Genomic DNA, 24827 nt, shown 5'->3' with positions numbered 1-24827 from the left:
AAGGAAATATAGAGGAGAGTGTAAACCATTGGCTAAGAACAAATCGCAGTACGATAGTACTCTGAACCTGCCCAAGACCCTGTTTGAAATGCGTGCCGGCCTGCCCAAGAAGGAGCCGGTCATGCTGAAGGATTGGGACGACAACGACCTGTACAATCAGCTCATGAAGCACAACGAGGGCAAGCCGCAGTTCATCCTGCACGATGGCCCTCCGTACGCAAACGGTAATATCCACATGGGTACTGCCCTGAACAAGATCATCAAGGATATCATTATCCGCGATAAGAACATGGAGGGTTTCCAGGCTCCCTATGTGCCCGGCTTTGATACCCACGGCCTGCCCATCGAGCTGAAGGCTCTGTCCTCCGTCGGTGATAAGAAGAAGGACATTTCCAAGCTGGAACTGCGCCAGATCTGCGAAAAGTTTGCTACTGAGCACATCGATATCATGAGCGACCAGTTCAAGCGTCTGGGCGTTATCGGCGATTTCGAGCATCCGTATCTGACCCTGAAGCCTGAGTTCGAGGCACGCCAGATCGAGATTTTTGGCGAGATGGCAAAGAAGGGCTACATCTACAAGGGCCTGAAGCCCGTGTACTGGTGCCCGGACTGCCGCACGGCTCTGGCAGAGGCCGAGATCGAGTACGGCGAGGACGACTGCGATTCCATCTTCGTGCGTTTCCACGTCTCTCAGGACCCCAACGGTGTGCTGGCAAAGCACGGCATCCCGATGGACAAGACCTACTTCGTCATCTGGACCACCACCACTTGGACTCTGCCCGCTAACGAGGCGATCTGCCTGAACGGCCAGTTCGAGTACTCCTTCGTCAAGATCGGCGATGAGTTCCACATCATGGCCACCGAACTGGTCAAGAGCGTCATGGACGCCTGCCACATCGAGAACTACGAGATCGTGGGTGAGCCGGTCTCCGGTGCCGAGTTCGAGCTGATGCGCTACAACCACGTCTACCTGCCCAAGGAGGGCTGGGTCATTCTGGGCGATCACGTCACGTTGGAAAGCGGTTCCGGCTGTGTCCATACCGCAGGCGGCCACGGCGTGGACGACTTCAACGTCTGCCAGAAGTATCCGCAGGTGCCCATCACCGTCCCCGTGGACGATGGCGGCTATCTGACCGAGCTGGCCGGTAAGTATGCAGGTCAGCGCGTGTGGGCTGCCAACAAGACCATTCTGGCCGATTTGACCGAGTCCGGTGCTGTCATGGGTCAGGTGCACATCAAGCATCAGTACCCGCACTGCTGGCGCTGCCATCACCCCATCATCTTCCGTGCAACGGAACAGTGGTTCTGCTCCATCGCAAAGTTCCGCGAGGATGTCTACAAGGCCATCGACACCGTTACCTGGATGCCGGATTGGGGCCATGACCGCATGAAGGGCATGGTGCGCGACCGCAACGACTGGTGCATCAGCCGCCAGCGCACCTGGGGCGTGCCCATCCCCGCATTCTATTGCAAGAAGTGCGGCACCTACCACATCACCGATGCCACCATCAAGGCTGTCAGCGACCTGTTCCGCAAGGAAGGTTCCGATGCATGGTATAAGTACGAAGCCGAGCAGATTATCCCCGCAGGCGAAGTGTGCGAAAAGTGCGGTGCTTCCGAGTGGACCAAGGACACCGACATCATGGATGTCTGGTTCGACTCCGGCTCCACCCACGCCGCTGTGCTGGAGGAGCGTCCGGAACTGCGCTTCCCGGCTGATATGTATATGGAGGGCGGCGACCAGTTCCGCGGCTGGTTCCAGTCCAGCCTGCTGACCAGCGTTGCAAGCAAGGGCTGCGCACCCTATAAGTCTGTTCTGTGCCACGGCTGGGTCGTGGATGAGCAGGGCAAGCAGATGCACAAGAGCGCCGGCAACGGCGTGGAGCCCAGCGAGATCATCAAGGACTACGGCGCTGATATCATCCGTCTGTGGGTGGCTTCTTCCGACTACACCGTGGATGTGCGTGCCGGCAAGAACATCTTCAAGCAGCTGAGCGAGGCTTACCGCAAGATCCGCAACACCGCCCGCTTCATTCTGGGCAATCTGGACGGCTTTGATCCCAACACCGACTGTGTGGCTGACGATCAGCTGCAGGAGATCGACCGCTGGGCACTGGCTGCTCTGGATGACCTGATGGTCAACACCAGCGCAGGCTACGCTGTGTACGACTTCAACAAGGTCTATCATGCAGTGTACAACTTCTGCGTTGTTGCAATGTCCAACTTCTATCTGGATGTGACCAAGGATCGCCTGTACTGCACCAACGGCGCAGGCCGCAAGGCTGCTCAGACCACCATGTACAAGATCCTTGTGGCTCTGGACAAGATCATTGCGCCCATCCTGTGCTTCACCAGTCAGGAGATCTGGGACTTCATGCCCAAGACCGAGGGCATGAACAAGTACGTTGTCTTTGAGGAGATGCCCAAGGCTGGCCAGTATGCCGCCGATGAAGCCTTCAAGGCAAAGTGGGCTCAGCTGATCGCCGTCCGTGACGAGGTGAAGAAGGTTCTGGAGCAGGCCCGTGCCGAAAAGGTCATCGGTGCTTCTCTGGAGGCTGCCGTCACCCTGTACTGCAATGATACTGTGTACAGCCTGCTCAACAGCATCCCCATGGACGAGCTGGCCGACCTGATGATCGTCTCTCAGGTAGAGCTGGTCAAGGGTGAAGGCGGCGCTGCAAGTGCTGTTGAAGGCCTGGGCGTTGCTGCTGCACATGCCACCGGCGAAAAGTGCGAGCGCTGCTGGAAGTATTCTTCTTCCATCGGCAGCCATGCCGCACATCCCACCCTGTGCGCACGCTGCGCCAGCGTTGTGGAAGCCTAAGCGTTCCGCATAAAACAATGTTTTAAAGGGCGGCGCTCCCTTATACCGGGGAGCGCCGTTTTTTATACTGAATGATTTTGGGAGTATCCTATGGCATTTGTTGTTTTTAATCTGCTCGCGGCTGCGGCACTCATTGGCATCGATCAGGCCATCAAGCTGTGGGCCACAAATGTGCTGCAGCCGGTGGGAGCCATGCCGCTGATCCCCCATGTGGTGGAGCTGCGGTTCGTGCTCAACCCGGGCATGGCGTTCAGCCTGCTCAGCGGCAAGCAGCTGTTCCTCATCATCGCTACCAGCATAGCGCTGATCTTTGTGGCCTACGGGCTGTTCTTCCGCAGCCGCGGCAGATACCTGCAGCAGGCCGCACTGCTGCTGATCCTTGCCGGCGGCATCGGCAACCTGATCGACCGTGTGCTCAACGGCGAGGTGGTGGACTACATCAATCTGCTGTTCATGCAGTTTGCGGTGTTCAATTTTGCGGATATCTGCGTGTGTGTGGGCGTGGGCCTCTGGGTGCTGGTAATTTTTCTGGAAGAGCTGCACGCTGAGAACGGGCAGTCCCCGAAGGAGCAGTGAGCCATGGAACAGCGTGAATTTGTGGTGGAGCAGGAGACGGCAGGCCAGCGCATCGACCGCTTTCTGAGCGGCGAGGACACCGGCCTTTCCCGGTCTGCTCTGCAGGCGCTGGTGGCCGACGGTCATGTGTTGTGCAACGGCAGGCTGGTTGCCAAAAGCCTGAAGCTCAAGGCGGGCGACACCATCGTTTTGGAAATTCCGGACGCGAAGCCCATTGAGGCCGTGCCGCAGGACATCCCGCTGGAAATCGTCTATGAGGACGAGCATCTGCTGGTGGTCAACAAGCCCAAAGGCATGGTGGTGCACCCGGCTCCCGGCAACCCGGACGGCACGCTGGTGAACGCGCTGCTGTGGCACTGCAAGGGAAGTCTGTCCGGTATCGGCGGCGAGATTCGCCCCGGCATCGTGCACCGCATCGATAAGGACACCAGCGGCCTGCTGGTGGTGGCAAAGGACGATGCAACGCACATCGGCCTTTCCCAGCAGATGGCGGTGCACAGTGTGGAGCGCGCGTATCGCACCATCGTGTACGGCGGCTTTGCACAAGATGAGGGCTTTGTGGAAAGCAATCTGGGCCGCAGCAAGACCGACCGCAAAAAGATGGCGGTCTACCCGGCCAGTGAGCCGCACACCAAATATGCCTATACCGGCTATCAGGTGCTGGAACGGCTGAACAATTTTACCATGCTGGAATGCCGCCTGAAGACCGGCCGCACCCATCAGATCCGCGTGCACATGGCATCCATCCAGCACCCGGTGGCGGGCGACCCGGTGTATGGCCCGCACAATTGCATCACCAGCCTGCACGGCCAGTGCCTGCACGCCAAAACGCTTGGCTTTGTGCACCCGATCACCGGCGAACATCTGCGGTTCGATTCGGAATTGCCGGAATACTTCACTCGTTTTCTTGCAACGCTCAGGAGGGGAACGGTATGAACCATCTTTCTTCAACGCTTGTACTGTGTGATCTGGACCATCTGCTTTTGGGTGCCGACGGCAACCTGACGCAGGTGGTGCGGGATGTGCTGCAGCTGTTCGTCCGCCGCGGCGGACGTTTTACGGTGTTTTCCCAGCGCACGCCGCGGGCAGTGCGGTCCATTCTGGGCAGTGTGCGGCTCAGCGCTCCTGCGCTGGTGTGCGGCGGTGCCATGGCCTACCATTTTTCCGATGGCACCCGCCAGCCGCTGTGCACCTTTGCCGGGCAGGATGCCGACCTGTTCGCCCGCCTGCCGGTGGCAGAGGGCGTGGGCATTGCCCTGCAGATGACCGACGGTACTACCCGCGTGCTGCGCATGAGCGAGGCATTGGAGCGTCATCTGCGGCAGGAATGGACCCCTTATCTGCTGGCAAACGCGGCAGACATCAAGGGGGAAGAAGTGCTGCGGGTGCTGCTGTATCAGGACAGCAAGGCAGTGCCCATGATCTCGCTGCTGGAAAAATCTCTGGGCGACCGCACAGCGGTGCTGCTGGGCGAGCGTGCCGCAGCGGATACGCTGATCCTGACCCCCAGAACCGTCTCTGGCCGTGAAATGCTGGATGCCGTGTGTATGCCGGTGGGCACCGACCCGGAAGATGTGCTGGTACTTGCCGGAGGGCTGCCTATGCTGGACATGGTGCGCGCTTCCAGCCAGAGCACCGCAGCTGCGGATGCCCCGGCTGAGCTGCGTCTTGCTGCCCAAAAGGTCACTTTGACCGATGCTGCGGCAGGTTCTGCAGTGGAAGTGCTGTACCGTATGGTGCGGGATGCTGAAAATTTGGCGTAAAATTTGTGCAAGGCTTCTGCAAATTCTTTCGCAGAAGCCTTTCTTTTTGGAGGAAAGTCAGGTACAATGAGAGAAACGCATCTTCTGGCCCTGCAAAAGAAGGAAAAACTCTTTCTTGCGCTGTCGCTGGCGGCGGTGGTTTTGTGCACAGTGCTGGCCTTTGGCTTTGCCGTGCCGCTGCAGGCTGCCGAATCGCAGGTCCTGCCGGATACGACCGGGCTGGAACAGTATGTGCTGGTGGATCTGAACACTGCTGATCTCTCTGCGCTGTGCACACTGCCGGGCGTAGGGGAAAAGCGCGCACAGACGATTCTGGATTACAGGACGCAGAATGGCCCGTTTGAACGGGTAGAAGATGCAGCCAATGTTCCGGGCCTGACACAGACCATTGTGGATTCCTGGGCAGGAATGGCAACCGTGAGCTGAGCCGCAGCCGGCGGCCCGGCGCAGCAAAAAGGGGAATGATTATGAGTGACGATACCATTTTTATCAACCGGGAACTGAGCTGGCTGGATTTCAACCGGCGCGTTCTTGCGCTGGGCAAAGATAAAAATGTTCCGCTTGCAGAACGGGTCAAATTTCTTGCGATCTACGGCTCCAATTTGGACGAGTTTTTTATGGTGCGCGTGGGTTCTCTGCAGGAGCGCGCCAATCTGGAACAGGAACAGGGCAAAAAGGTCAAGAGGGAAAACAAAACCAACATGTCCGCGGCGGAACAGCTGACTGCCATCATGCCCAAAACGGCACAGCTGCAGGAGGAGTGCGATAAATACTACGCAAAGGCGCTGGAAGCACTGGCGGAGTGCGGCTGGCGCAAGGTGGATCTTGACCACTTGTCCAAGGAGGACGAGCACTTCTGGAAGAAGTACTTCCAAACGGAGCTGTTCCCCATCCTCAGCCCGCAGATCGTGGATAACCGCCATCCGTTCCCATTCCTGCGCAATAAGGAGATTTACCTTGGCGTTCTGCTCAAGGAAAAACACCCGGCAGGGCAGAGCCTTGGCATCATTCCCATTTCCAGCCAGATGGAACGGATGCACGTTGTAAAAAAAGACGGCGAAACGCAGTTTGCACTTACCGAAGAGCTGGTGCTGCACTTTGCGGCCAGCATCTTTGGCAAAGAGACGATTCAGGAAAAATGTCTTTTCCGCGTGACCCGCAATGCGGATATCGACGTAAAAGAGGGCATGATGGATCATGATATCGACTACCGCGAGATCATGACCGAGTTGCTCAAGCGCCGCCGCAAGCTGGCTGCGGTGCGTCTGCAGATCACGCCTGCCCCGGCCCCGGAGGTAGAACGCCTGCTGTGCAACCGTCTGCTGCTCACCCATAAACGGGTGTTCGAGCAGAAAAGCCCGCTGGATCTGAGCTTTTTCTACAAGCTCACCGGCCGCATGGAAGCGGAGGGGCTGCCGGAACTGTTCTACCCGGCTGCACGGCCCATGCTGCCGCCGCCGGACTACGACCTTGCCGCTGAGGTGCAGAAGCACGATGTGCTGCTCAGCTACCCGTACCAGTCCATCCGGCCCTTCATTGCCATGCTCAAAAAGGCTGCCCATGATCCTGAGGTCATTTCCATCAAAATGACCTTGTACCGTATGGCGCGGGAGTCCCAGATCGTGCAGGCGCTGATGGAAGCCGCTGAGAACGGCAAAGAGGTGGTGGCGCTGGTGGAGCTGCGCGCCCGCTTTGACGAGCAGAACAACATCGACTGGTCGAAGCAGCTGGAAAGCGCAGGCTGTACGGTCATTTATGGCTTTGATGATTACAAAGTGCACTCCAAGCTGACCCTTATCACCCAAAAAAGCAAAGAGGGCTACTCTTATATCACCCAGATCGGCACCGGCAACTACAACGAAAAGACCAGTGAGCTTTACACGGACTACTCCTTCATTACGGCAGACCATGGCATTGGCGAGGAAGCTTCCAATGTGTTCCAGAACCTTGCCGTGCAGAAGCTGACTGAGGAGAGCGACCGGATGCTGGTAGCACCGCTGCGCTTCAAGAGCGTATTGCTGGAAGAAATGGATCGTGTCATTGCCGCCGCCCGCATGGGCCGTCCGGCATCCATGATCCTGAAAAACAATTCCATCAGCGACCGGGATATCATCCTTAAGCTGCAGGAAGCCAGCTGTGCCGGTGTGCGCATTGATATGATCGTGCGCGGCATCTGCTGCGTGCGCGCCGGCGTGCCCGGCAAGACGGAGAACCTGCATATCCGCAGCCTTGTGGGTCGTTATCTGGAGCATGGCCGCATTTACAGCTTCTTCGATGGTGCACATACCCGCATCTATATTGCATCCGGCGATTTCCTCACCCGCAACACCGAGTGCCGCGTGGAGGTGGGCGTGCGCGTGGAGGATCCCGTGCTGGTGCGGAAGCTTACCGACATTCTGCAGCTGCAGCTGCGGGATAATGTCAATGCCCGCGAGATGCGCCCGGACGGCAGCTACCAGAAGGTAAAGCCCGCTGAGGGCGAAGCACTGGTGAACGGCCAGATGGGCATGTATGAGCTGTTGAAAAATGACTGGACGCAGCCGGAGCCTTGGAGGCTTTCTGCCGCTGCGCAGGAAAAACAGCCTGAACCTTCTGCCGAAGCAGAAAAGCCAGAACCTGCGAAAACGGAAGCGGCTCCCGCTGCAAAACAGGCAGAAGCTTCTCACCCGGAATCTGCTGCGGCACCGGAAAGCGGCGACCGCTTTGACCAGCTGGAACAGATGGTCAATCATAAAAAGCGTACAGAGCCGCAGCTTGCCCCTGCAGCCAAGCCGATAAAGCCGGTGGTGGTGGAGACACCCGCCCCCAGAAGCCGCCTGAAACGGATTTTGGATTTCTTCAGGTTGCGCAGATAATATTTGCAAGACCCGACAGAGCAAACCCTCTGCCGGGTCTTTTTGCGTGTTTGCCTGCATAAATAAAAAGCAAACGGAAGGCGGGAGGCAGAAGGTGCGGGCAAAGCGATGGGGACGAGCCGGGCACGGCAGGGAGCAGCCCAGACGGAAGGTGATTCTTCTGGCAGTTTTAGCCGGACTGCTGGTGTGCTTGGTGCTTCCGGTGCGGGCGCAGAAAAAAACGGGGAAGCTCTGTTTCCCGCTGGACACCACACAGTACCGTGTTTCGGACGGATACGGCTGGCGGCAGGATCCTTTTACCGGGGAAAGGACGTTCCATAAGGGCATGGATCTTGCCTGTGCAGAGGGAACAGAAGTGCTTGCTGCGGAAGGCGGTGCGGTGGTGCAGGCATACCGCAGCACAAGCTATGGAACCTGTCTGCGTGTTCTCCATACAGATGGCAGCGAGTCACTTTACGCCCATTTGCAGTACGCCTATGTCCGCCCGGGCGAGGTGGTGGAAGCAGGGCAGCTGCTGGGCGCAGCAGGGCGCAGCGGGCGCGCTACGGGAGCACACCTGCATTTTGAACTGTACCGGCAGGGAACAGCCTGTGACCCGGCGGATGCGCTGGGCCTTTCCTCATGAAGCTGCATGATTCCCGGCAGCTGGGGCCGCTGGTGTTCCGCGACCCGCTGCTTTTGTGTAGCGCACTGTATTTTCTGCTCTACTTTGATGCAAGCGGCTTTCTGCGGCTGGGGTTGCTGGCGGCGTTCCTGCACGAGTGCGGGCACATTCTGGTGTATTGTGTGTTTCTGCGCCGCTTTCCGGTCATTGAGGTGACCATGACTGGCTTTTGTATGCGGATGGACGCTCCGGCCCGGGGCCTTTCACCGGGGAGGCTCTTCTGGCTGGCTGCTGCAGGCCCGGCGGTCAATTTCATGCTGGCAGGCATCTGGGCACTGCGGCTGGAACAGGAACTGACCATCCGCGGCAGTGCCTTCTGGGCGGCAAATCTGCTGACCGGGGGATTCAATCTGCTGCCCGTTCCACCGCTGGATGGGGCGCAGCTGGCGTCCTGCCTGTGCGAAATGCGGCGTGCAGGCAAAAAGTTTAAGGGAAATGATTGAAAAAACAGCTCATTTCGGGTACAATAAAATGACGTGTAAAAATGGACTGTTTATTGGAGGACTCGATGTTTGATCCAAAACTGAAAGAAGCACTGGGACGGGTACAGAAGCCTGGTCGTTATACTGGCGGAGAACCCGGCAGTGTATATAAGGACAAAGAAAAAGTGGATGTCCGCTTTGCGTTCTGCTTTCCGGACACCTATGAGGTAGGTATGTCCTTCCTCGGCGAAAAGATCCTGTATGAGCTGCTCAACAGCCACGAAAACTGGTGGTGCGAGCGCGCTTTTATGCCGTGGCTGGATATGAAGGCCGAGATGGAGCGTCTTGGTCTGCCGCTCTACACCATGGAGAGCAAGGATCCGCTCACCGCTTTTGATGCAGTGGGCTTCACCCTGCAGTACGAGCTTTCCTATACCAATATTCTGGCTATGCTGGATCTGGCGGGCATCCCGTTCTATTCCAAGGATCGCGATGAAAGCTGGCCGCTGATCGTGGCGGGTGGCCCCTGCGCCTGCAACGCGGAACCCATTGCGGACTTTTTTGATGTGGTCCAGCTGGGTGAGGGCGAAAACCAGCTGCCCGGCATCTGCGCCGAGATCGAAAAGGCCAAGAAGGAGGGCGGCGTTTCCAAAAAGGAACTGCTGCTGCGCATTGCAAAGATCCCCGGCGTCTATATCCCGGCGTTCTACGATGTGGAGTATTACGAAGATGGCCGGGTCAAGGCCATCAACCCCAATGAGCCGGGCATCCCGGCGCGCATCACCAAGGCAATCATCAAGGACCTGAACGAGTTTGCCCCGCCCACGAATTTCGTGGTGCCCATGGTGGGTGCCATTCAGGACCGCGCCAGCATCGAGGTGCTGCGCGGCTGTGTGCGCGGCTGCCGTTTCTGTCAGGCGGGCTTTCTGTACCGCCCCATGCGCCAGCGTGACGCGGGCCTTCTGAACAGGGCGGCGCAGGAGCTGTGCGCCAACACCGGCTATGAGGAGCTGAGCCTTTCCAGCCTGTCTACCTCTGATCACGGCCAGCTGGAAGAGCTGCTGGACGATCTGAACGAGTGGGCACCCAAGGAGCATGTGAGTCTGTCGCTGCCTTCGCTGCGCGTGGACAACTTCTCCCAGAGCCTCATTGAAAAGACCACCAAGGTGCGCAAGAGCGGCCTGACCTTCGCCGCCGAAGCCGGCACCCAGCGCCTGCGCAACGTCATCAACAAGAATGTCACATGGGACGAGATCGAAAAGACCTGCACCATTGCATTCAACGCGGGCTATACCTCGGTCAAGCTCTACTTCATGATGGGCCTGCCCACCGAGACCATGGAGGACATTGAGGGCATCGCAGAGACGGCGCAGAAGGTGGTAGACCTCTATTATTCGCTGCCCAAGCGCGGCAAGGGCAAGGGTGTACAGGTGACCATCAGCTGTGCCTGCTTTGTGCCCAAGCCCCATACGCCGTTTGAGTTCGTGCCCATGGACACTGAAGAAATGCTGCGTGCCAAGCAGAAGCATCTGTTGGAAAGTGTGCGCAGTCGCAAGATCAAGGTCAACTACCACGACAGCACCACCAGCTTTCTGGAGGGCGTGTTCGCCAAGGGCGACCGCCGCCTTGCCCCGGTCATTGTGGAAGCCTACAAGCGCGGCTGCTACTTTGACGGCTGGGAGGAGTGCTTCAAGTACGATACTTGGCTGCAGACCTTTGCAGATCTGGGCATCGACCCGGCATTTTACTGTCAGCGCCCCATTGGTCTGGACGAGGTAACGCCCTGGTCCCACATGGATTACGGCGTCACCCACGAATATCTGGTACGGGAGTACCAAAAGGCTCTTGCCGCCCAGATCACCCAGCCCTGCAACCGTGCCTGCCACGGCTGCGGTGCAAATCACCTGTTAGGAGGTCCCTGCTTTGATTACAGTAAGAATCTCGTTTGAGAAAAAGAATGAGGCCTCCTACATCTCCCTGCTGGACCTGCAGCGGGTGATGCAGCGGGTGCTCAAGCGCAGCGGCCTGCCGGTGTGGCATACGCTGGGTTTCAACCCCCACATCTATATGACCTTTGCCTGCCCGCTTTCGCTGGGGCAGGAGAGCGAGTGCGAGTGCGTGGACGTCAAGACCGAAGCGGAAGCTCCGGATTTTGAGCAGTGGAAAGCGGCCCTCAATGCCATCATGCCCGCAGGCATCGTGATCACGCACGTTGGCCCGGTGCAGATGAAGGCGGACCTCATTGCCTACGCATGCTATCGCGTCACCTACCCGGCGGCAGCGGCTGCGGCGCTGGATCAGTACAACGCGCTGGAAAGCGCCCCGGTGGAAAAGCACGGCAAAAAGGGCAACAAGATCATTGAGCTGAAGGAACATCTGCCCAAGGTGGAGTACACCACGGAGGGGGACAGCCTGCACATGGATCTGTGCATGCCCGCTGCGCAGGAGCTGAACCTGAACCCCTCGCTGCTGACCGGCTTTCTGGAAGAAAAATTCGGCCTGCCTGCTGTCAGCGCCAACATCCTGCGCAAAAAGTTTTTGACGGCAGATAAGCAGCTGTTTGTCTGATCGGAGCGTGAAAGACTGTCTGTTGGGCAAAACAGAAAATTTTTGCATTTATTTTGGTCAGAACGCTTGCATTTACGCAGGTTTTGTGATATCCTATTTAGGCGTTAGTGTCCGCTGAGACCACAGCGGGGTTAATGACAATATCATTAAACGGGCGGTCCTCTGACGGCAAAGTGCCGTGTATGAACGTCTAAAAACAAATGGAGGATTCAAAAATGGACGCACTGAAGATTATTTCTGAAGGCAGCATCAAGGCTGAAAAGCCCCAGTTCAACGTTGGCGATACCGTCCGCGTTGATGTTCGTATCAAGGAAGGCGACCGTGAGCGCATTCAGGCCTTTGAGGGCACTGTGATCGCAAAGAAGCACGGCGGCGTTGCTGAGACCTTCACCGTTCGCCGCGTTGCTTACGGTGTTGGCATCGAGCGTGTCTTCCCCATCAACAGCCCCTTCGTTGAGAAGGTCACCGTTGTCCGCAAGGGCAAGGTCCGCCGCGCAAAGCTGTTCTACCTGCGTGGTCGTACGGGCAAGGCTGCCAAGGTCAAGAGCGATATTTGATCATCCCCGATTTGAAACGGGAGAAAAGGGACAACCTTGTTGTCCCTTTTTTCTTTATCAAAATTTCGGAAAAAATGCGGCTTTTTGCAGGCACCGTTCTTGCGAAGAGCCTGTCGGCTGCGGTATAATCGGGTCAGCAGTGTAAAACCAGAAGGTGAGGTGTACCGGATATGGAAAAACAGGAACAGGCAAAGCCCGTGCGTGGGCAGAACCTGCTGGAATGGTACGAGGCATTGATCTCGGCAGCGCTGGTGCTGGTGCTGATCTTTTCGTTTTTCTTCCGCATCATTCAGGTGGACGGCAGCTCCATGGTGCCCACACTGGTGAACGGTGATAAGCTCATCGTGTGGGGAGCAGGCTATACACCGCAGCGTGGTGACGTGGTCATTGTGGACAGTTATACCTCCTACGGTAAACCGCTGGTCAAGCGTGTCATCGCCAAAGGCGGCGATACGGTCTCCATCGATTATGCGACCGGCACCGTGGCAGTGAACGGTGAGGTCTTGCAGGAGGACTACATTGCAGAGCCAACCTATCTTGGCTACGATGTACAGTTCCCGTACACAGTGCCGGAGGGCACGGTGTTCGTGATGGGTGATAACCGCAACCAGTCGCTGGACAGCCGCTCCACCTATGTGGGCTGCATTGACGAACGGGACATTCTGGGCAGGGTGCTTTTGTGCTTTATGCCCTTTACAGATTTTGGGGTGGTAAAATGAACGAAATGGATACCCGCTTTGCAAACCAGTACAATATTCAGTGGTTCCCGGGCCACATGACCAAGACTCTGCGCATGATGGAGCAGGAGATCCAGCACGTGGATGCCAGCCTTGTGCTGCTGGATGCCCGCATCCCGCTTTCCAGCCTGAACCCGGAGATCGAGCGCATCACGGCCCGCAAGCCGAAACTATACGCGCTGAACAAGGCTGATCTGGCAGACCCGGCTGTAACGGAAGAATGGATCAAGTATTTCCGTGCGGCAGATGCCGGCTGTGTGGCCATCAGCGCCAAGCAGAAGGGCGGTGCCAATGCGGTAAAGGCTGCCATTGAAAAAGAACTGGCGGGCCTGCTGGAACGCCGCCAGAACCGCGGCATGGGCGGTGCCAAAACACAGGTGATGCTGTGCGGCATCCCCAATGTGGGCAAATCCACTTTCATCAACACCTTTGCAGGCTCTGCCCGCGCCAAGGCGGCAGACCGCCCGGGCGTAACCAAGGGCAAACAGTGGGTCAGCACCGACAAATTTGATTTGCTGGATATGCCCGGCGTACTGTGGAAGAAGTTCGACTCCAAGACCATTGCGTCCAATCTGGCCTTTATCGGCTCCATCAAGGATGATATTCTGGATGTGGAAGAGCTGGCCATGAACCTGCTGGACGAAGTGCGCCGCAACTACCCCGACCTTGTGGCCCAGCGCTACAAGCTGGATGCCGAAACGCTGGCCCTGCCGCCCTACGAGCTGATGGAAGCCATCGGCCGCAAGCGCGGTCTGCTGGTGCGCGGCGGCGAGGTGAACACCGAGCGCTGCGCCATTATGCTGGTGGACGAGTTCCGCGCCTGCAAGTGGGGCCGCATCTCGCTGGAGCGTCCGCCGCAGCGGGATGATCTGGCTGATTTTGCCGAGGAGGATGACGAATGAAGCGCCGTTCCGACGAGGAAATCTCGGCTCCGCTGTATGAATACGATGCCGCTGTACGCAGTCAGTATGGCTGCTTTGCAGGCGTGGACGAAGCCGGACGCGGCCCTCTGTGTGGCCCGGTGTGCGTAGCGGCCTGTATTCTGGACCCGGAGAATCCGGTCTTTGGCATCAACGACTCCAAAAAGCTTACCGAGAAAAAGCGGGAAGCTCTGTTTGATGAGATCATTGAAAAGGCGTTGGCCTACAAAATTGTTTTTGTGGGGCCGGAGATCATTGACCGGGACAACATCCTCAACGCCACCATGGGCGGCATGAAGCAGGCTGTGGAAGAGCTGGACATCGTGCCGAACCTTGTTCTCGTGGATGGGAACCGCACCCCGGCAGGGCTGCTGGTCCCGGCACAGCCGGTGGTCAAGGGCGATGCCACCAGTGCCAGCATCGGCGCAGCATCCGTCCTTGCCAAGGTCAGCCGTGACCGCTATATGCTGGAACTGGACAGACAGTATCCGCAGTATCAGCTGGCAAAGCACAAGGGCTACCCGACCAAGCTCCACTATGAGCTGATCGCCCAGTACGGCATCCAGCCGTTCTACCGCCGCAGCTTCCTCAAAAAGCAGGGCTACTGGCCGGAGAACGGAAAGTGAACCGCGCCGAGACAGGGCGCAGGGGAGAAGCAGCTGCGGCCCGCTGGTATCAGAAGCAGGGCTGCAGGCTGCTGGCACACAACTTCCACACCCGGATGGGGGAGCTGGATGTTGTGGTGCAGGAGCCGGATGGGACCATTGTCATCTGTGAGGTCAAGACCCGTGCGGAAGGCTCTCTGGCCAGCCCGGCAGAAGCGGTGGACCGGCCCAAACAGCGCCGCCTGATCCGTGCAGCACAGTGTTATCTGCAGCAGAACGGCCTGAGCGATGCGCCGGTGCGATTTGACGTGGCAGAAGTGTTCCCTCTTGACAGCGGGCGCTGGATGGTACATATTATAAGGGGCGCTTTTCTCACGTAAAGCAACGGCCCCGGTGGGAAAATGTACAGGCAGAGGGCTTCTCTGCCACAGCAGAAGAGCGTGCTTTGCACGTTCTACGGCGAAAAAGGAGCGACAACAATGCAGTTTTTTAGTACCAGAGACCAAAACCGCAAAGTGACTTCCTCGGAAGCAATCGCACAGGGCCTGTCCAACGAGGGCGGTCTGTTTGTACCGGAAAGCTTTCCGCAGGTGGATGTGAAGGCACTGTGCGAGCTGGACTACCCGGCCATGGCAGCTGCCGTCATCAAAGAATATCTGACCGACTACTCGCAGGATTTCCTGACCGAAGCTGCCCACAAGACCTACGGAGAGGCCTTTGGCGGCAAGGCAGGCTATCTTGCCCCGGTGGAAGGGGACACCTATGCCTTAGAGCTGTGGCATGGTCCTACCTGTGCATTCAAGGATTATGCTCTGCAGCTGATGCCGAAGCTTCTGGTGGAAGCCAAAAAGAATCTGGGCCGCACGGAAAAGACCCTGATCCTTGTGGCGACCAGCGGCGATACCGGCAAGGCAGCTCTGGACGGCTACCATGATATCCCGGGCGTGGAGATCGCAGTGTTCTATCCCACGGGCGGCACCAGCGAGATCCAGCGCCTGCAGATGGCAACGCAGGAGGGTGCCAACGTGGCAGTGTACGCTGTGCGCGGCAACTTTGATGATGCACAGACCGGTGTGAAGAAGGTCTTTGGTGACACTGCCATTGCAGCAGAGCTTGCCAAGCGGAACATCCGCCTGTCCAGCGCCAACTCCATCAACTGGGGCCGTCTGGTGCCGCAGATCGTCTATTACTTTGCCGCCTATGCCCAGCTGCTCAAGGCGGGCAGGATCACCTTCGGCGATGAAGTGGACTTCTGCGTACCCACCGGCAACTTCGGCGACATTCTGGCAGGCTACTATGCAAAGTGCATGGGCCTGCCCGTGGGCAAGCTGGTCTGCGCTTCCAACGAGAACAACGTGCTGACCGATTTCCTCACCACCGGCACCTACGCCGCAAAGCGGGAGTTCTTCAAGACCACCTCGCCCAGCATGGACATTCTCGTGTCCTCGAACCTCGAGCGCCTTCTGTACCATGTCACCGGCAGAGATGCCGAGGTGGCGGGCCTGATGAAGAGCCTTGCCGAGACTGGCAGCTATACTGTGCGTCCGGAGACGCTGGCTGCCATTCAGGAGAACTTCTCCTGCGGCTGGAGCAGTGAGGAAGAAGTGGCAGGGGAGATCCGTGTCCGCTACGAGAAGGACAATTACCTGTGTGATACCCACACCGCTGTTGCGTTCCATGTGGCAGCGCAGAAAAAGCGCGAGGGCGTGCCCATGGTGGTGCTGTCCACCGCGTCTCCCTTCAAGTTCCCGCGCAGTGTGCTGGAAGCACTGGGCCGCACCGCCCCGGAAAATGATTTTGAAGCAATGCAGCAGCTGGAAGCAGCTACCGCGCATACCGCACCGGCAAGCCTTGCCGCGCTGCGCCAGAAGCCGGAGCGCTTTAACACCGTGATCGATCCTGCGCAGATCGCCGAGGTGGCGCTGGGCTATCAGGAATAACACATCCTGCTGCATTTAGAACAGGAGAAAAAACATGGCACTTTTTGTGCTTGGCGATACCCACCTTTCTCTGGGCGCTTCCAAGCCGATGGATATTTTTCCCGGCTGGAATGATTATGTGGAGCGCCTTGAGAAAAACTGGCGCAAGCTCATCAAACCAGAGGATACCATTGTATTGGCGGGCGATATCAGCTGGGCCATGCGCCTGACCGATACCCGTAAGGATTTTGAATTTCTGCAGAGCCTGCCCGGGCAGAAGATCATCATGAAGGGCAACCACGATTACTGGTGGTCTACCGTGAACAAGATGAATGCCTACCTCAAAGCAGAAGGCTTTGATACCCTGCACATTCTGCACAACAACTCCTACAGTGTAGAGGGGTATGCACTGTGCGGTACCCGCGGCTGGCTGTTTGATGCAGGCGAGGCCCACGACGAAAAGGTGATGAACCGCGAGATCGGACGGCTGCGCATGAGTCTGGATGCCGCCGAACCCGGTCTGGAAAAGCTGGTGTTCCTGCACTATCCGCCGGTGTATACCGGCACCAGTGCGCCGGAGATCGTGGCCACCTTAAAGGAATACAGCATCAGGACCTGCTACTATGGCCATCTGCACGGCAATGCCATCCGCTATGCGGTGCAGGGTGATGTGGATGGCATCCACTACAAGCTGGTCAGTGCCGATGGGCTGCGTTTTTGCCCGTACCGCATCAATTGAACCGTTAAAACCAATAAAAATTAACAATTTGGGCTGGCAATTGTGTCAGGAGCGTGCTATAATAGTTTTTGACGCGATTGTTGCACCCAATTGAGCGCGCGCGTCCCCGCATATTGCAAAAGCAAGTTCATCCAGGACGCAGTGCGCGGTTGCAAAGGGCAAAAACTTCCTGCCCTGCGCAATAGAATTTTTGAGTGGAGGAAAAACAAATGAATTTCATCAAGTGTGAAAAGCTCGAGAAGAGCATGGCAGAACTGCAGTTCTCCATCGACGCAGAGGCTTTCAAGAAGGCTGTTGCCGATGTTTTCAAGAAGGAAGGCAAGAAGTACGCTGTTCCCGGCTTCCGTAAGGGCAAGGCTCCCCGCGCTCTGATCGAGAAGATGTACGGCGCTGATGTCTTTACCTATGATGCCATCAATGAGCTGTTCCCCGAGGCTTTCGAGGCTGCTGTTAAGGAAGCTGGCGTTGAGCCGGTCGGTCGTCCGGAGGTCACTGTTGACTCTGCTGATGAGACCAACGGTGTCACCCTGACCGTCAAGGTCGCTGTCAAGCCCGAAGTCAAAGTTGGCAGCTACAATGGTCTGACAGTTGAAAAGACTGTCCATACTGTTTCTGACGAGGCTGTTGAAGCTGAGCTGAAGCGTGTGCAGGAGCGCAATGCCCGTGAGCTGACCCGTGAGGGCGCTGCTGAGAACGGCGACATCGCTGATATCGACTTCGAGGGCTTCGTCGATGGCGTGGCTTTCGAGGGCGGCAAGGCTGAGCACTACAGCCTGACTCTGGGCAGCGGCAGCTTCATCCCCGGCTTTGAGGATCAGATCGTGGGCCACTCCGCTGGCGAAGAGTTCGACGTGAACGTTACCTTCCCCACCGAGTATCAGGCTGCCGAACTGGCTGGCAAGGCTGCTGTGTTCAAGATCAAGCTGCACGAAGTGAAGTACAAGGAGCTGCCTGCTCTGGATGACGAGCTGGCTAAGGATTGCTCTGAGTACGACACTCTGGACGAGTTCAAGGCTTCCATCCGCAAGAACAATCAGGAGCAGCTGGACAAGCAGGACGATCTGGCTGTTGAGAACGCTCTGGTGGATCAGGTCATCGAGAGCATGGAGGGTGAGATCCCCCAGGCAATGTATGATGCCCGCATGGACGAGATGGTCAACGACTTTGCATTCCGCGTGGAGCAGCAGGGCCTGCGCCTCGAGGACTACCTGAAGTATATGGGCCAGACTATGGAGCAGTTCCGCGCTTCCTTCATGCCGCAGGCTGAGAAACAGGTCAAGATTCGTCTGGCTCTGGAGGCTGTTGCTGCTGCTGAGAACATCGAGGCTTCCGAGGAGGAAGTTTCCGCTGAGATCAAGCGCATCGCTGACCAGTACAAGATGGAAGAGAACAAGGTTCGTGAGCTGGTCAATGTTGACGACCTGAAGAAGGATCTGGCCATCAACAAGGCCATCGACTTCATCAAGAGCCACGCAAACATCGTGGAGAAGGCTGCTGAGGAAGAGAAGGCTGCAGACGCTGAGTAATCAGCTCCTGTGTTCCTTTGAAGCGGGCAGTATGCTGCACGGTTTCAATCAAAGGTTGTAAAAATTGACCGATACGGCAGAACCGGCAGGGAAACCGTATCGGTCAATTTTGCAAATACTATATTCCATTTCAGGAGGCGAACTTTATGAGTTTTGTTCCTTACGTTGTGGAACAATCGTCCCATGGCGAGCGTTCCTATGATATTTTCTCCCGTCTTTTGAACGATCGCATCATCGTTCTGAGCGAGGATGTCAACGATACCTCCGCCAGCCTTGTTGTGGCACAGCTGCTGTATCTGGAAGGGCAGGACCCGGACAAGGACATCAGCCTGTATATCAACAGCCCCGGCGGCTCCATCAGCGCCGGCATGGCCATCCACGATACCATGCAGTATATCAAGTGCGATGTTTCCACCATCTGCATGGGCATGGCAGCTTCCATGGGTGCCTTCCTGCTGGCAAGCGGCACCAAGGGGAAGCGTTTTGCACTGCCCAACTCGGAAATTCTGATCCATCAGCCGCTGATCGGCGGGCAGGGCGGCGGCCTTTCCGGCCAGACCACCGATATCAAGATCCATGCCGAGCACATGGTGTATATCCGCGATAAGATGAACCGCATGCTCAGCGAGTACACCGGCCAGCCGCTGGAAAAGATCCAGCTGGATACCGAGCGCGACAACTATATGTCCGCACTGCAGGCAAAGGAATACGGCCTGATCGATGAGGTCATTGCCCACCGCTGAGCCGCCGACATTTAATTTACCCAGGATAAGGAAAAACAGCTATGGCAAATAACAATTCCGGCAGAGACAAAAACGAAAAGGATCTGGTCTGCAGCTTCTGCGGAAAGCATCAGGACGAAGTGGAGCGTATGATCATCGGCCCCGGTGTCAATATCTGCAGCGAATGCATCGGCCTGTGCCACGACCTGCTTTCCGACAAGCCGGATCAGCCCAAAAGCGCCCGACCGGCCCGCGGTGCAAACCGTGCACACATCCAGCCTGCGGACGATCTGGATATCAACATCCTGACCCCGGCCGAGATCAAGGAAGGTCTGGATCAGTATGTGATCGGTCAGGACGAGGCAAAGCGTGTGCTGGCCGTCTCGGTCTACAACCACTACAAGCGCATCCTCAGCGGCAAGGGCAGCGATGTGGAGCTGCAGAAGTCCAACGTGCTGCTGCTGGGTCCTTCCGGCGTGGGCAAGACCCTGCTGGCACAGACTCTGGCAAAAATGCTGGGCGTTCCCTTCGCCATTGCCGATGCCACCACCCTGACCGAAGCCGGTTATGTGGGCGAGGATGTGGAGAACATTCTGCTCAAGTTGATCCAAGCAGCGGATTTTGATGTGCAGAAGGCACAGATCGGTATTATCTATATCGACGAGATCGACAAGATCACCCGCAAGAGTGAGAACCCCTCCATCACCCGCGATGTGGGCGGTGAGGGCGTGCAGCAGGCCCTGCTGAAGATTTTGGAGGGCACTGTGAGCAATGTTCCTCCGCAGGGCGGCCGCAAGCACCCGCAGCAGGAGTTCATCCAGATCGACACCACCAACATCCTGTTCATCTGCGGCGGTGCATTTGATGGCTTGGATAAGTATATTCTGCGCCGCACCGATAAGTCCGCACTGGGCTTCGGCAGCAGTCTGAAGGATAATTCCAGCGAAGCGGAGAAGGCTCTGCTGCGCAAGGTGGAACCCCACGATCTGGTCAAGTTCGGCCTGATCCCGGAACTGATCGGCCGTTTGCCGGTCATTACCGTGCTGGACGATCTGGACGAGGATGCTCTGGTTCGCGTGCTCAAGGAGCCGCGTAACAGCCTTGTGAAGCAGTATAAGGAACTTCTGAGCATGGATAATGTGGAACTGAACTTCACGGATGAAGCACTCCACGCCATTGCCCGCAAGACGATCGAGCGCAAGACCGGTGCCCGCGGCCTGCGCAGCGTGATGGAAAGCATTCTGCTGCCCATCATGTACGAGGTGCCCACCGATGCTACCATCATCCGCGTAACTGTGGATGAAGATACCGTGGAAGGCGGCGAAGCACATCTGGAATACGGCGCGGTGCGCAAGCGCTATAAAAATCAGGCCGCTCTGAGCTGACGCTTTTAGCGTACAGCAGGGGAGCAAAGACCCGGCATTCAAGCTCTGTTTCAAAAGCTTTTTGCTTTTGGCAGGGCTTTTTGCTTTATTATTCTTGTTTCCGAGGGCAAAATGTACTATAATGTTAAGGTCTGGAATGGCATGGGGAACGCTCCCTGGCAGGAATGCTCCGCAAAATGCCGTTCTGGCGCTATGGGTAACAGGAAGTACGATAAAGGAGTGTGTTTCCAATGGCAAATTATCTTGCAATGAATCGTGATGAACTCACTGCCGAAAAGGCAGCGCTTGAGGCAAAGTACAAGGAATTTCAGGCCAAGGGTCTCAAGCTGAACATGGCCCGCGGCAAGCCCGGCCCTCACCAGATGGATCTGGCTATGGACCTGCTGAAGATGAATGACTATACCACCGATGCCGGTACGGATGCCCGCAACTATGGCGAGCTGGAAGGCCTGCAGGAGGCCCGCGTGCTGTTTGCGGATGTATTCGGCGTGCAGCCCGGCGAGGTGTTCGTGGGCGGCAACTCCAGCCTGCAGCTGATGTATAACCTCGTCAATATCGGCTATGTGTTCGGTTTCCCGGAGTCTCCGTGCCCCTGGTCTCAGGTGGAGAAGCGCAAGTTCCTCTGCCCGGTGCCCGGCTATGACCGTCACTTTGCTATTACCGAGGAGTTTGGCTTTGAGCTGATCAGCGTGCCTATGACCCCCAATGGTCCGGATATGGACATTGTGGAAAAGCTGGTGGCCGAGGATCCTGACATCAAGGGCATCTGGTGTGTGCCGCAGTATTCCAACCCCGATGGCTACACCTACAGCGATGAGACCATCGAGCGTTTTGCCAAGATGAAGACCGCTGCGCCTGATTTCAAAATCTTCTGGGATGAAGCCTATATCGTCCATCACCTGACCGATGAGATCATTGAGACTCCGGTGCTGTTGAACGAGAGCAAGAAGTACGGCAACGAAAACCGTGTGTTCATGTTCACTTCCACCAGCAAGATCACCTTCCCGGGCGCAGGTGTCTCTGCCATTGCCTGCAGCGAGAGCAGCATGAAGTATATCTGCAAGCGCTTCTCGGTCATGATCATCAGCTACGACAAGATGAACCAGCTGCGCCACGTCCGCTTCCTGAAGAACAAAGAAGGTGTGCTGGCCCACATGGCAAAGCACCGTCGTCGTCTGGTGCCCTGCTTTGATGCCGTCAAGACCGCATTCAAGAACAACCTCATCCCCTGCGGGGATATTGCCCACTGGACGGACCCCAAGGGCGGCTACTTCATCAGCCTGTATGTGATGCCCGGCTGTGCAAAGCGCGTGGCGGGTCTGTGCAAGGATGCGGGCCTGACCCTGACCGGTGCCGGTTCTGCATATCCCTATCACAAGGACCCCGAGGATTCTCACCTGCGCATTGCGCCCACCTATCCCAGTCTGGACGAGGTGGAAACCGCTTCCGAACTGCTGTGCATCTGTGTGCGTCTGGCTGTGGCAGAAAAACTGCTGGCTGACAAGGCAGACTAACATTTTTTGATTTTATCTCCTCTGTGCGGCCCGTCTGGGCCGTCAGGGGAGTTTTGTCGCAAGAAAGCCGGCACGACGGCCCCCTTGCGGAAATGATAAGGCCCGCCGGAGCAGGCGGTCCGCACTAGAATACGGGCGGCAGCTGCAAGAACTGCTGCTTTTGGAGGTTCCCTGAATTTTATGAAAACAAAAGGAAAAGCATGGCATCTGATCGCCACAGTGCTGTTGATCGTGGTATTTGTGTATACTGCGTTCTTCGGTGTGTATGCCAAGTACGGCGATACGACCACGACCTATATCAAAGGTGCAAAGGATATCCGCTTCGGTGTGGATATTAAGGGCGGTGTCAACGTCACCTTTGTGCCGTCGGATGGCTACGATGCTACCGAAGAACAGCTGGAAGCAGCCCAGCTCGTCATTGAGAACCGTCTCGTGGCGCTGAACGTGACCGACTATGAGCTGTATGTGGACAACAATTCCGACAGTCTAATCCTGGAATTCCCGTGGCAGTCCGGTGAGACGGATTTTGACCCGGAAGCTGCAATCGATGAGATCGGCACCACCGCCTATCTCACCTTCCGCGAGGGAAGCAGTGCGGACGGTGAGCTGATCCTGGACGGCTCCATGATCGAGAGCGCCGCAGCTCAGTATGGCCCCGTCAGCAATGGCGGTGCTTCGGAATATTTCGTCTCTTTGAAGTTCACCGATGACGGTGCCAAGGCATTTGGCGATGCTACCACAAAGCTGGCTGCATCGGGCGGCACCATCAGCATCTGGCTGGACGATGAAAACGTGAGCACGGCTACGGTCAACACCGCTATTACCGATGGCTCTGCCATCATTACAAGCTCTGCTTCCAATCCTTTCACGCAGGAGCAGGTCGTCAAGATGGCCCGCCAGATCAACTCCGGCGCACTGCCCTTTGCACTGACGGTGGACAGCTATTCCACCGTCAGCCCCAGTCTGGGCGAGAACAGCCTGAGCGCCATGGTTCTGGCCGGCCTGATCGCCTTTGCACTGATCGTGGTGTTCATGACGATGCTGTACCGTCTGCCGGGCTTCCTTGCATGTATTGCACTGGCTGGTCAGGTGGCAGCAACACTGGCGTTCGTTTCCGGTTACTTCCCGGTGTTTGAAAGCTTTACCATGACCCTGCCCGGCATCGCAGGCATCATCCTTGCCATCGGCATGGGCGTGGATGCCAATGTTATCACGGCAGAACGCATCAAGGAAGAGCTGAAAAACGGCAAGTCTCTGGATGGCGCGCTCAAGAGCGGTTTTGCCCGCGGCCTGACCCCCATCGTTGACGGCAACGTGACCATCGTCATCGTGGCCATCGTGCTGATGGGTGCCTTTGGCCCCTCGGACGGCATGTTTGCAAAGGCACTCCACTTTGTGTTCTTTGCCTTTGGTCCCTCCACCGCAGGCACTATTTATGCCTTCGGTTACACGCTGCTCACCGGCGTGCTGCTGAACTTTGTGTTTGGCGTGTTTGCTACCCGTGTGATGATCCGCGGTGCGGCATCCATCAAGGCACTGCGCAACCCTTGGCTCTACGGTGCAGAAAAGCCTGGCAAGGAAAAAACCGAGAAGAAGCCTATTGACTTTGTGGGCCTGCGCAAGCGCTTCCTGACGATCTCCTCCTGCCTGATGGCAGCCATCGTGCTGTGCGCTGTGGTTTTGGGTGTCCATCTGGATACCGAGTTCACCGGCGGTGCCATGATCACCCTGAGCTACGAGGGCAGCTTTACCATGTCGGATGTGCAGAAGGTTGCATCCTCTGCATTGGAGAATAACGGCCTGACCCTGCAGACCGGCGAGAATGTTGCTACCGGTGGCCAGACCCTGAAAATCTCGATGCCCGGTACCGAAACAGTGACTACCGAGCAGGTGGCCAAGCTGCTGGACAGCCTGAACGAAAGCTGCCCGGACAACAATTTTGAACAGCTGTCGCTGAGCAACGTCAGCGCTGCCATGGGCACCAAGTTCCTGCAGAAGAGTCTGGTTGCCGTGGTGTTTGCACTGGTGCTGATCCTGCTGTACATCGCCCTGCGCTTCAAGAACATCGGCGGCCTGACCGGCGGCATGATGGCAGTGCTGGCGCTTGTGAACGACCTGATGGTGGTATTTGGCACCTTTGTGCTGCTGCGCACCGCGCTGGACGGCAACTTCATTGCCGCCATGCTTACCATCCTTGGCTACTCCATCAACGATACTGTTGTGGTCTACGACCGTATCCGCGAGAACCGCACCCTGATGGGTAAAAAGGCATCCTTTGAAGAGCTGGTGAACCACTCGGTGAACCAGTCCGCCCGCCGCACCCTGATCACCACCATTACCACGGTGATGGCGCTGGGCGTTATGTGCATCGTGGCAAAGCTGTATGGTCTGGACAGCATCTTTACCTTTGCGTTCCCGCTGATGATGGGCATGATCAGCGGCGTGTACACTTCGCTGTGCGTTTCCACCTCTGCGTGGGTGCTGTGGAGTGAGCGCAAGCCCAAGACCAAAGCCTAAAAACACAGCCCGGT

At 57.1% G+C, this 24827-nt stretch carries 22 protein-coding genes; all 22 read left to right on the top strand.

From position 1 onward, the window contains the following. Nucleotides 1-28 precede the first annotated feature (28 nt). The 22 genes from ileS to secF all read left to right on the top strand — a co-directional run bounded on the left by ileS (nucleotide 29) and on the right by secF (nucleotide 24813). Nucleotides 29-2824: an isoleucine--tRNA ligase gene (ileS, locus tag WMO17_RS02585; protein WP_349137416.1), complete on the top strand. Its 2796-nt coding sequence runs from the start codon at nucleotides 29-31 to the stop codon at nucleotides 2822-2824. A 90-nt stretch (nucleotides 2825-2914) separates the two neighbouring features. Next, entirely contained in the window at nucleotides 2915-3400 is a 486-nt protein-coding gene (gene lspA / locus WMO17_RS02580; protein WP_097775649.1) for a signal peptidase II, read from the top strand. Nucleotides 3401-3403: 3 nt separating this feature from the next. After that, on the top strand, nucleotides 3404-4336 hold the full coding sequence (locus tag WMO17_RS02575) for an RluA family pseudouridine synthase (RefSeq protein WP_097775648.1): 933 nt from the start codon (nucleotides 3404-3406) through the stop codon (nucleotides 4334-4336). Continuing rightward, nucleotides 4333-5163, top strand: coding sequence for an HAD family hydrolase (locus WMO17_RS02570; protein WP_349137415.1), 831 nt, complete (start codon nucleotides 4333-4335; stop codon nucleotides 5161-5163). The genes WMO17_RS02575 and WMO17_RS02570 overlap by 4 nt, the downstream gene beginning before the upstream one ends. A gap of 66 nt (nucleotides 5164-5229) precedes the next feature. Beyond that, nucleotides 5230-5589 carry a ComEA family DNA-binding protein gene (locus WMO17_RS02565; protein WP_097775646.1) on the top strand — a complete coding sequence of 120 codons (360 nt, stop codon included), beginning with the start codon at nucleotides 5230-5232 and terminating at the stop codon, nucleotides 5587-5589. Between the two features lie 41 nt (nucleotides 5590-5630). Beyond that, nucleotides 5631-8018, top strand: coding sequence for a polyphosphate kinase 1 (ppk1, locus tag WMO17_RS02560; protein WP_349137414.1), 2388 nt, complete (start codon nucleotides 5631-5633; stop codon nucleotides 8016-8018). 94 nt (nucleotides 8019-8112) lie between these two features. Continuing rightward, nucleotides 8113-8643 carry a M23 family metallopeptidase gene (locus WMO17_RS02555; RefSeq protein WP_349137413.1) on the top strand — a complete coding sequence of 177 codons (531 nt, stop codon included), beginning with the start codon at nucleotides 8113-8115 and terminating at the stop codon, nucleotides 8641-8643. Beyond that, nucleotides 8640-9125: a zinc metalloprotease gene (locus WMO17_RS02550; RefSeq protein ID WP_120020213.1), complete on the top strand. Its 486-nt coding sequence runs from the start codon at nucleotides 8640-8642 to the stop codon at nucleotides 9123-9125. The genes WMO17_RS02555 and WMO17_RS02550 overlap by 4 nt, the downstream gene beginning before the upstream one ends. 65 nt (nucleotides 9126-9190) lie before the next feature. After that, nucleotides 9191-11053, top strand: coding sequence for a TIGR03960 family B12-binding radical SAM protein (locus tag WMO17_RS02545; RefSeq protein ID WP_349137412.1), 1863 nt, complete (start codon nucleotides 9191-9193; stop codon nucleotides 11051-11053). Beyond that, the gene (locus WMO17_RS02540) at nucleotides 11028-11672 is read left to right on the top strand and encodes a TIGR03936 family radical SAM-associated protein (RefSeq protein ID WP_349137411.1); all 645 of its coding nucleotides are present in this window, start codon (nucleotides 11028-11030) and stop codon (nucleotides 11670-11672) included. Before WMO17_RS02545 ends, WMO17_RS02540 begins: the two co-directional genes overlap by 26 nt. A gap of 215 nt (nucleotides 11673-11887) precedes the next feature. Then, nucleotides 11888-12229: a 50S ribosomal protein L19 gene (rplS, locus tag WMO17_RS02535; RefSeq protein WP_022257134.1), complete on the top strand. Its 342-nt coding sequence runs from the start codon at nucleotides 11888-11890 to the stop codon at nucleotides 12227-12229. Between the two features lie 170 nt (nucleotides 12230-12399). Beyond that, entirely contained in the window at nucleotides 12400-12948 is a 549-nt protein-coding gene (gene lepB, locus WMO17_RS02530) for a signal peptidase I (protein ID WP_120079328.1), read from the top strand. Further along, nucleotides 12945-13868 carry a ribosome biogenesis GTPase YlqF gene (ylqF, locus tag WMO17_RS02525; RefSeq protein WP_005941918.1) on the top strand — a complete coding sequence of 308 codons (924 nt, stop codon included), beginning with the start codon at nucleotides 12945-12947 and terminating at the stop codon, nucleotides 13866-13868. The genes lepB and ylqF overlap by 4 nt, the downstream gene beginning before the upstream one ends. Further along, a complete protein-coding gene (rnhB, locus tag WMO17_RS02520) occupies nucleotides 13865-14512 on the top strand; it encodes a ribonuclease HII (RefSeq protein ID WP_097777741.1) in 648 nt (215 codons plus the stop codon). Before ylqF ends, rnhB begins: the two co-directional genes overlap by 4 nt. Continuing rightward, nucleotides 14509-14871 (top strand): YraN family protein, encoded by a 363-nt coding sequence (locus WMO17_RS02515; RefSeq protein WP_120079326.1) that lies wholly within the window; start codon nucleotides 14509-14511, stop codon nucleotides 14869-14871. Before rnhB ends, WMO17_RS02515 begins: the two co-directional genes overlap by 4 nt. Before the next feature lie 99 nt (nucleotides 14872-14970). After that, the gene (thrC, locus tag WMO17_RS02510; protein ID WP_349137410.1) at nucleotides 14971-16431 is read left to right on the top strand and encodes a threonine synthase; all 1461 of its coding nucleotides are present in this window, start codon (nucleotides 14971-14973) and stop codon (nucleotides 16429-16431) included. Between the two features lie 34 nt (nucleotides 16432-16465). Next, entirely contained in the window at nucleotides 16466-17149 is a 684-nt protein-coding gene (locus tag WMO17_RS02505; RefSeq protein ID WP_005941928.1) for a metallophosphoesterase, read from the top strand. 209 nt (nucleotides 17150-17358) lie between these two features. Further along, complete coding sequence (gene tig, locus WMO17_RS02500) at nucleotides 17359-18675, top strand: trigger factor (RefSeq protein ID WP_005941933.1); 1317 nt, start codon at nucleotides 17359-17361, stop codon at nucleotides 18673-18675. Between the two features lie 146 nt (nucleotides 18676-18821). Beyond that, entirely contained in the window at nucleotides 18822-19418 is a 597-nt protein-coding gene (gene clpP / locus WMO17_RS02495; RefSeq protein ID WP_005941935.1) for an ATP-dependent Clp endopeptidase proteolytic subunit ClpP, read from the top strand. 41 nt (nucleotides 19419-19459) lie between these two features. Continuing rightward, on the top strand, nucleotides 19460-20782 hold the full coding sequence (gene clpX, locus WMO17_RS02490; protein ID WP_097775636.1) for an ATP-dependent Clp protease ATP-binding subunit ClpX: 1323 nt from the start codon (nucleotides 19460-19462) through the stop codon (nucleotides 20780-20782). A 230-nt stretch (nucleotides 20783-21012) separates the two neighbouring features. Continuing rightward, the gene (locus tag WMO17_RS02485) at nucleotides 21013-22296 is read left to right on the top strand and encodes an aspartate aminotransferase type Ic (protein WP_349137409.1); all 1284 of its coding nucleotides are present in this window, start codon (nucleotides 21013-21015) and stop codon (nucleotides 22294-22296) included. 180 nt (nucleotides 22297-22476) lie between these two features. Further along, nucleotides 22477-24813 (top strand): protein translocase subunit SecF, encoded by a 2337-nt coding sequence (gene secF / locus WMO17_RS02480; protein WP_298637918.1) that lies wholly within the window; start codon nucleotides 22477-22479, stop codon nucleotides 24811-24813. Nucleotides 24814-24827 lie beyond the last annotated feature (14 nt).

This window comes from Faecalibacterium faecis (assembly GCF_040096475.1).
GTDB classification, from domain to species: domain Bacteria; phylum Bacillota; class Clostridia; order Oscillospirales; family Ruminococcaceae; genus Faecalibacterium; species Faecalibacterium taiwanense.
Note: the sequence above shows the minus strand (reverse complement) of the source record. Positions and strands in the feature narration are given on the sequence as shown.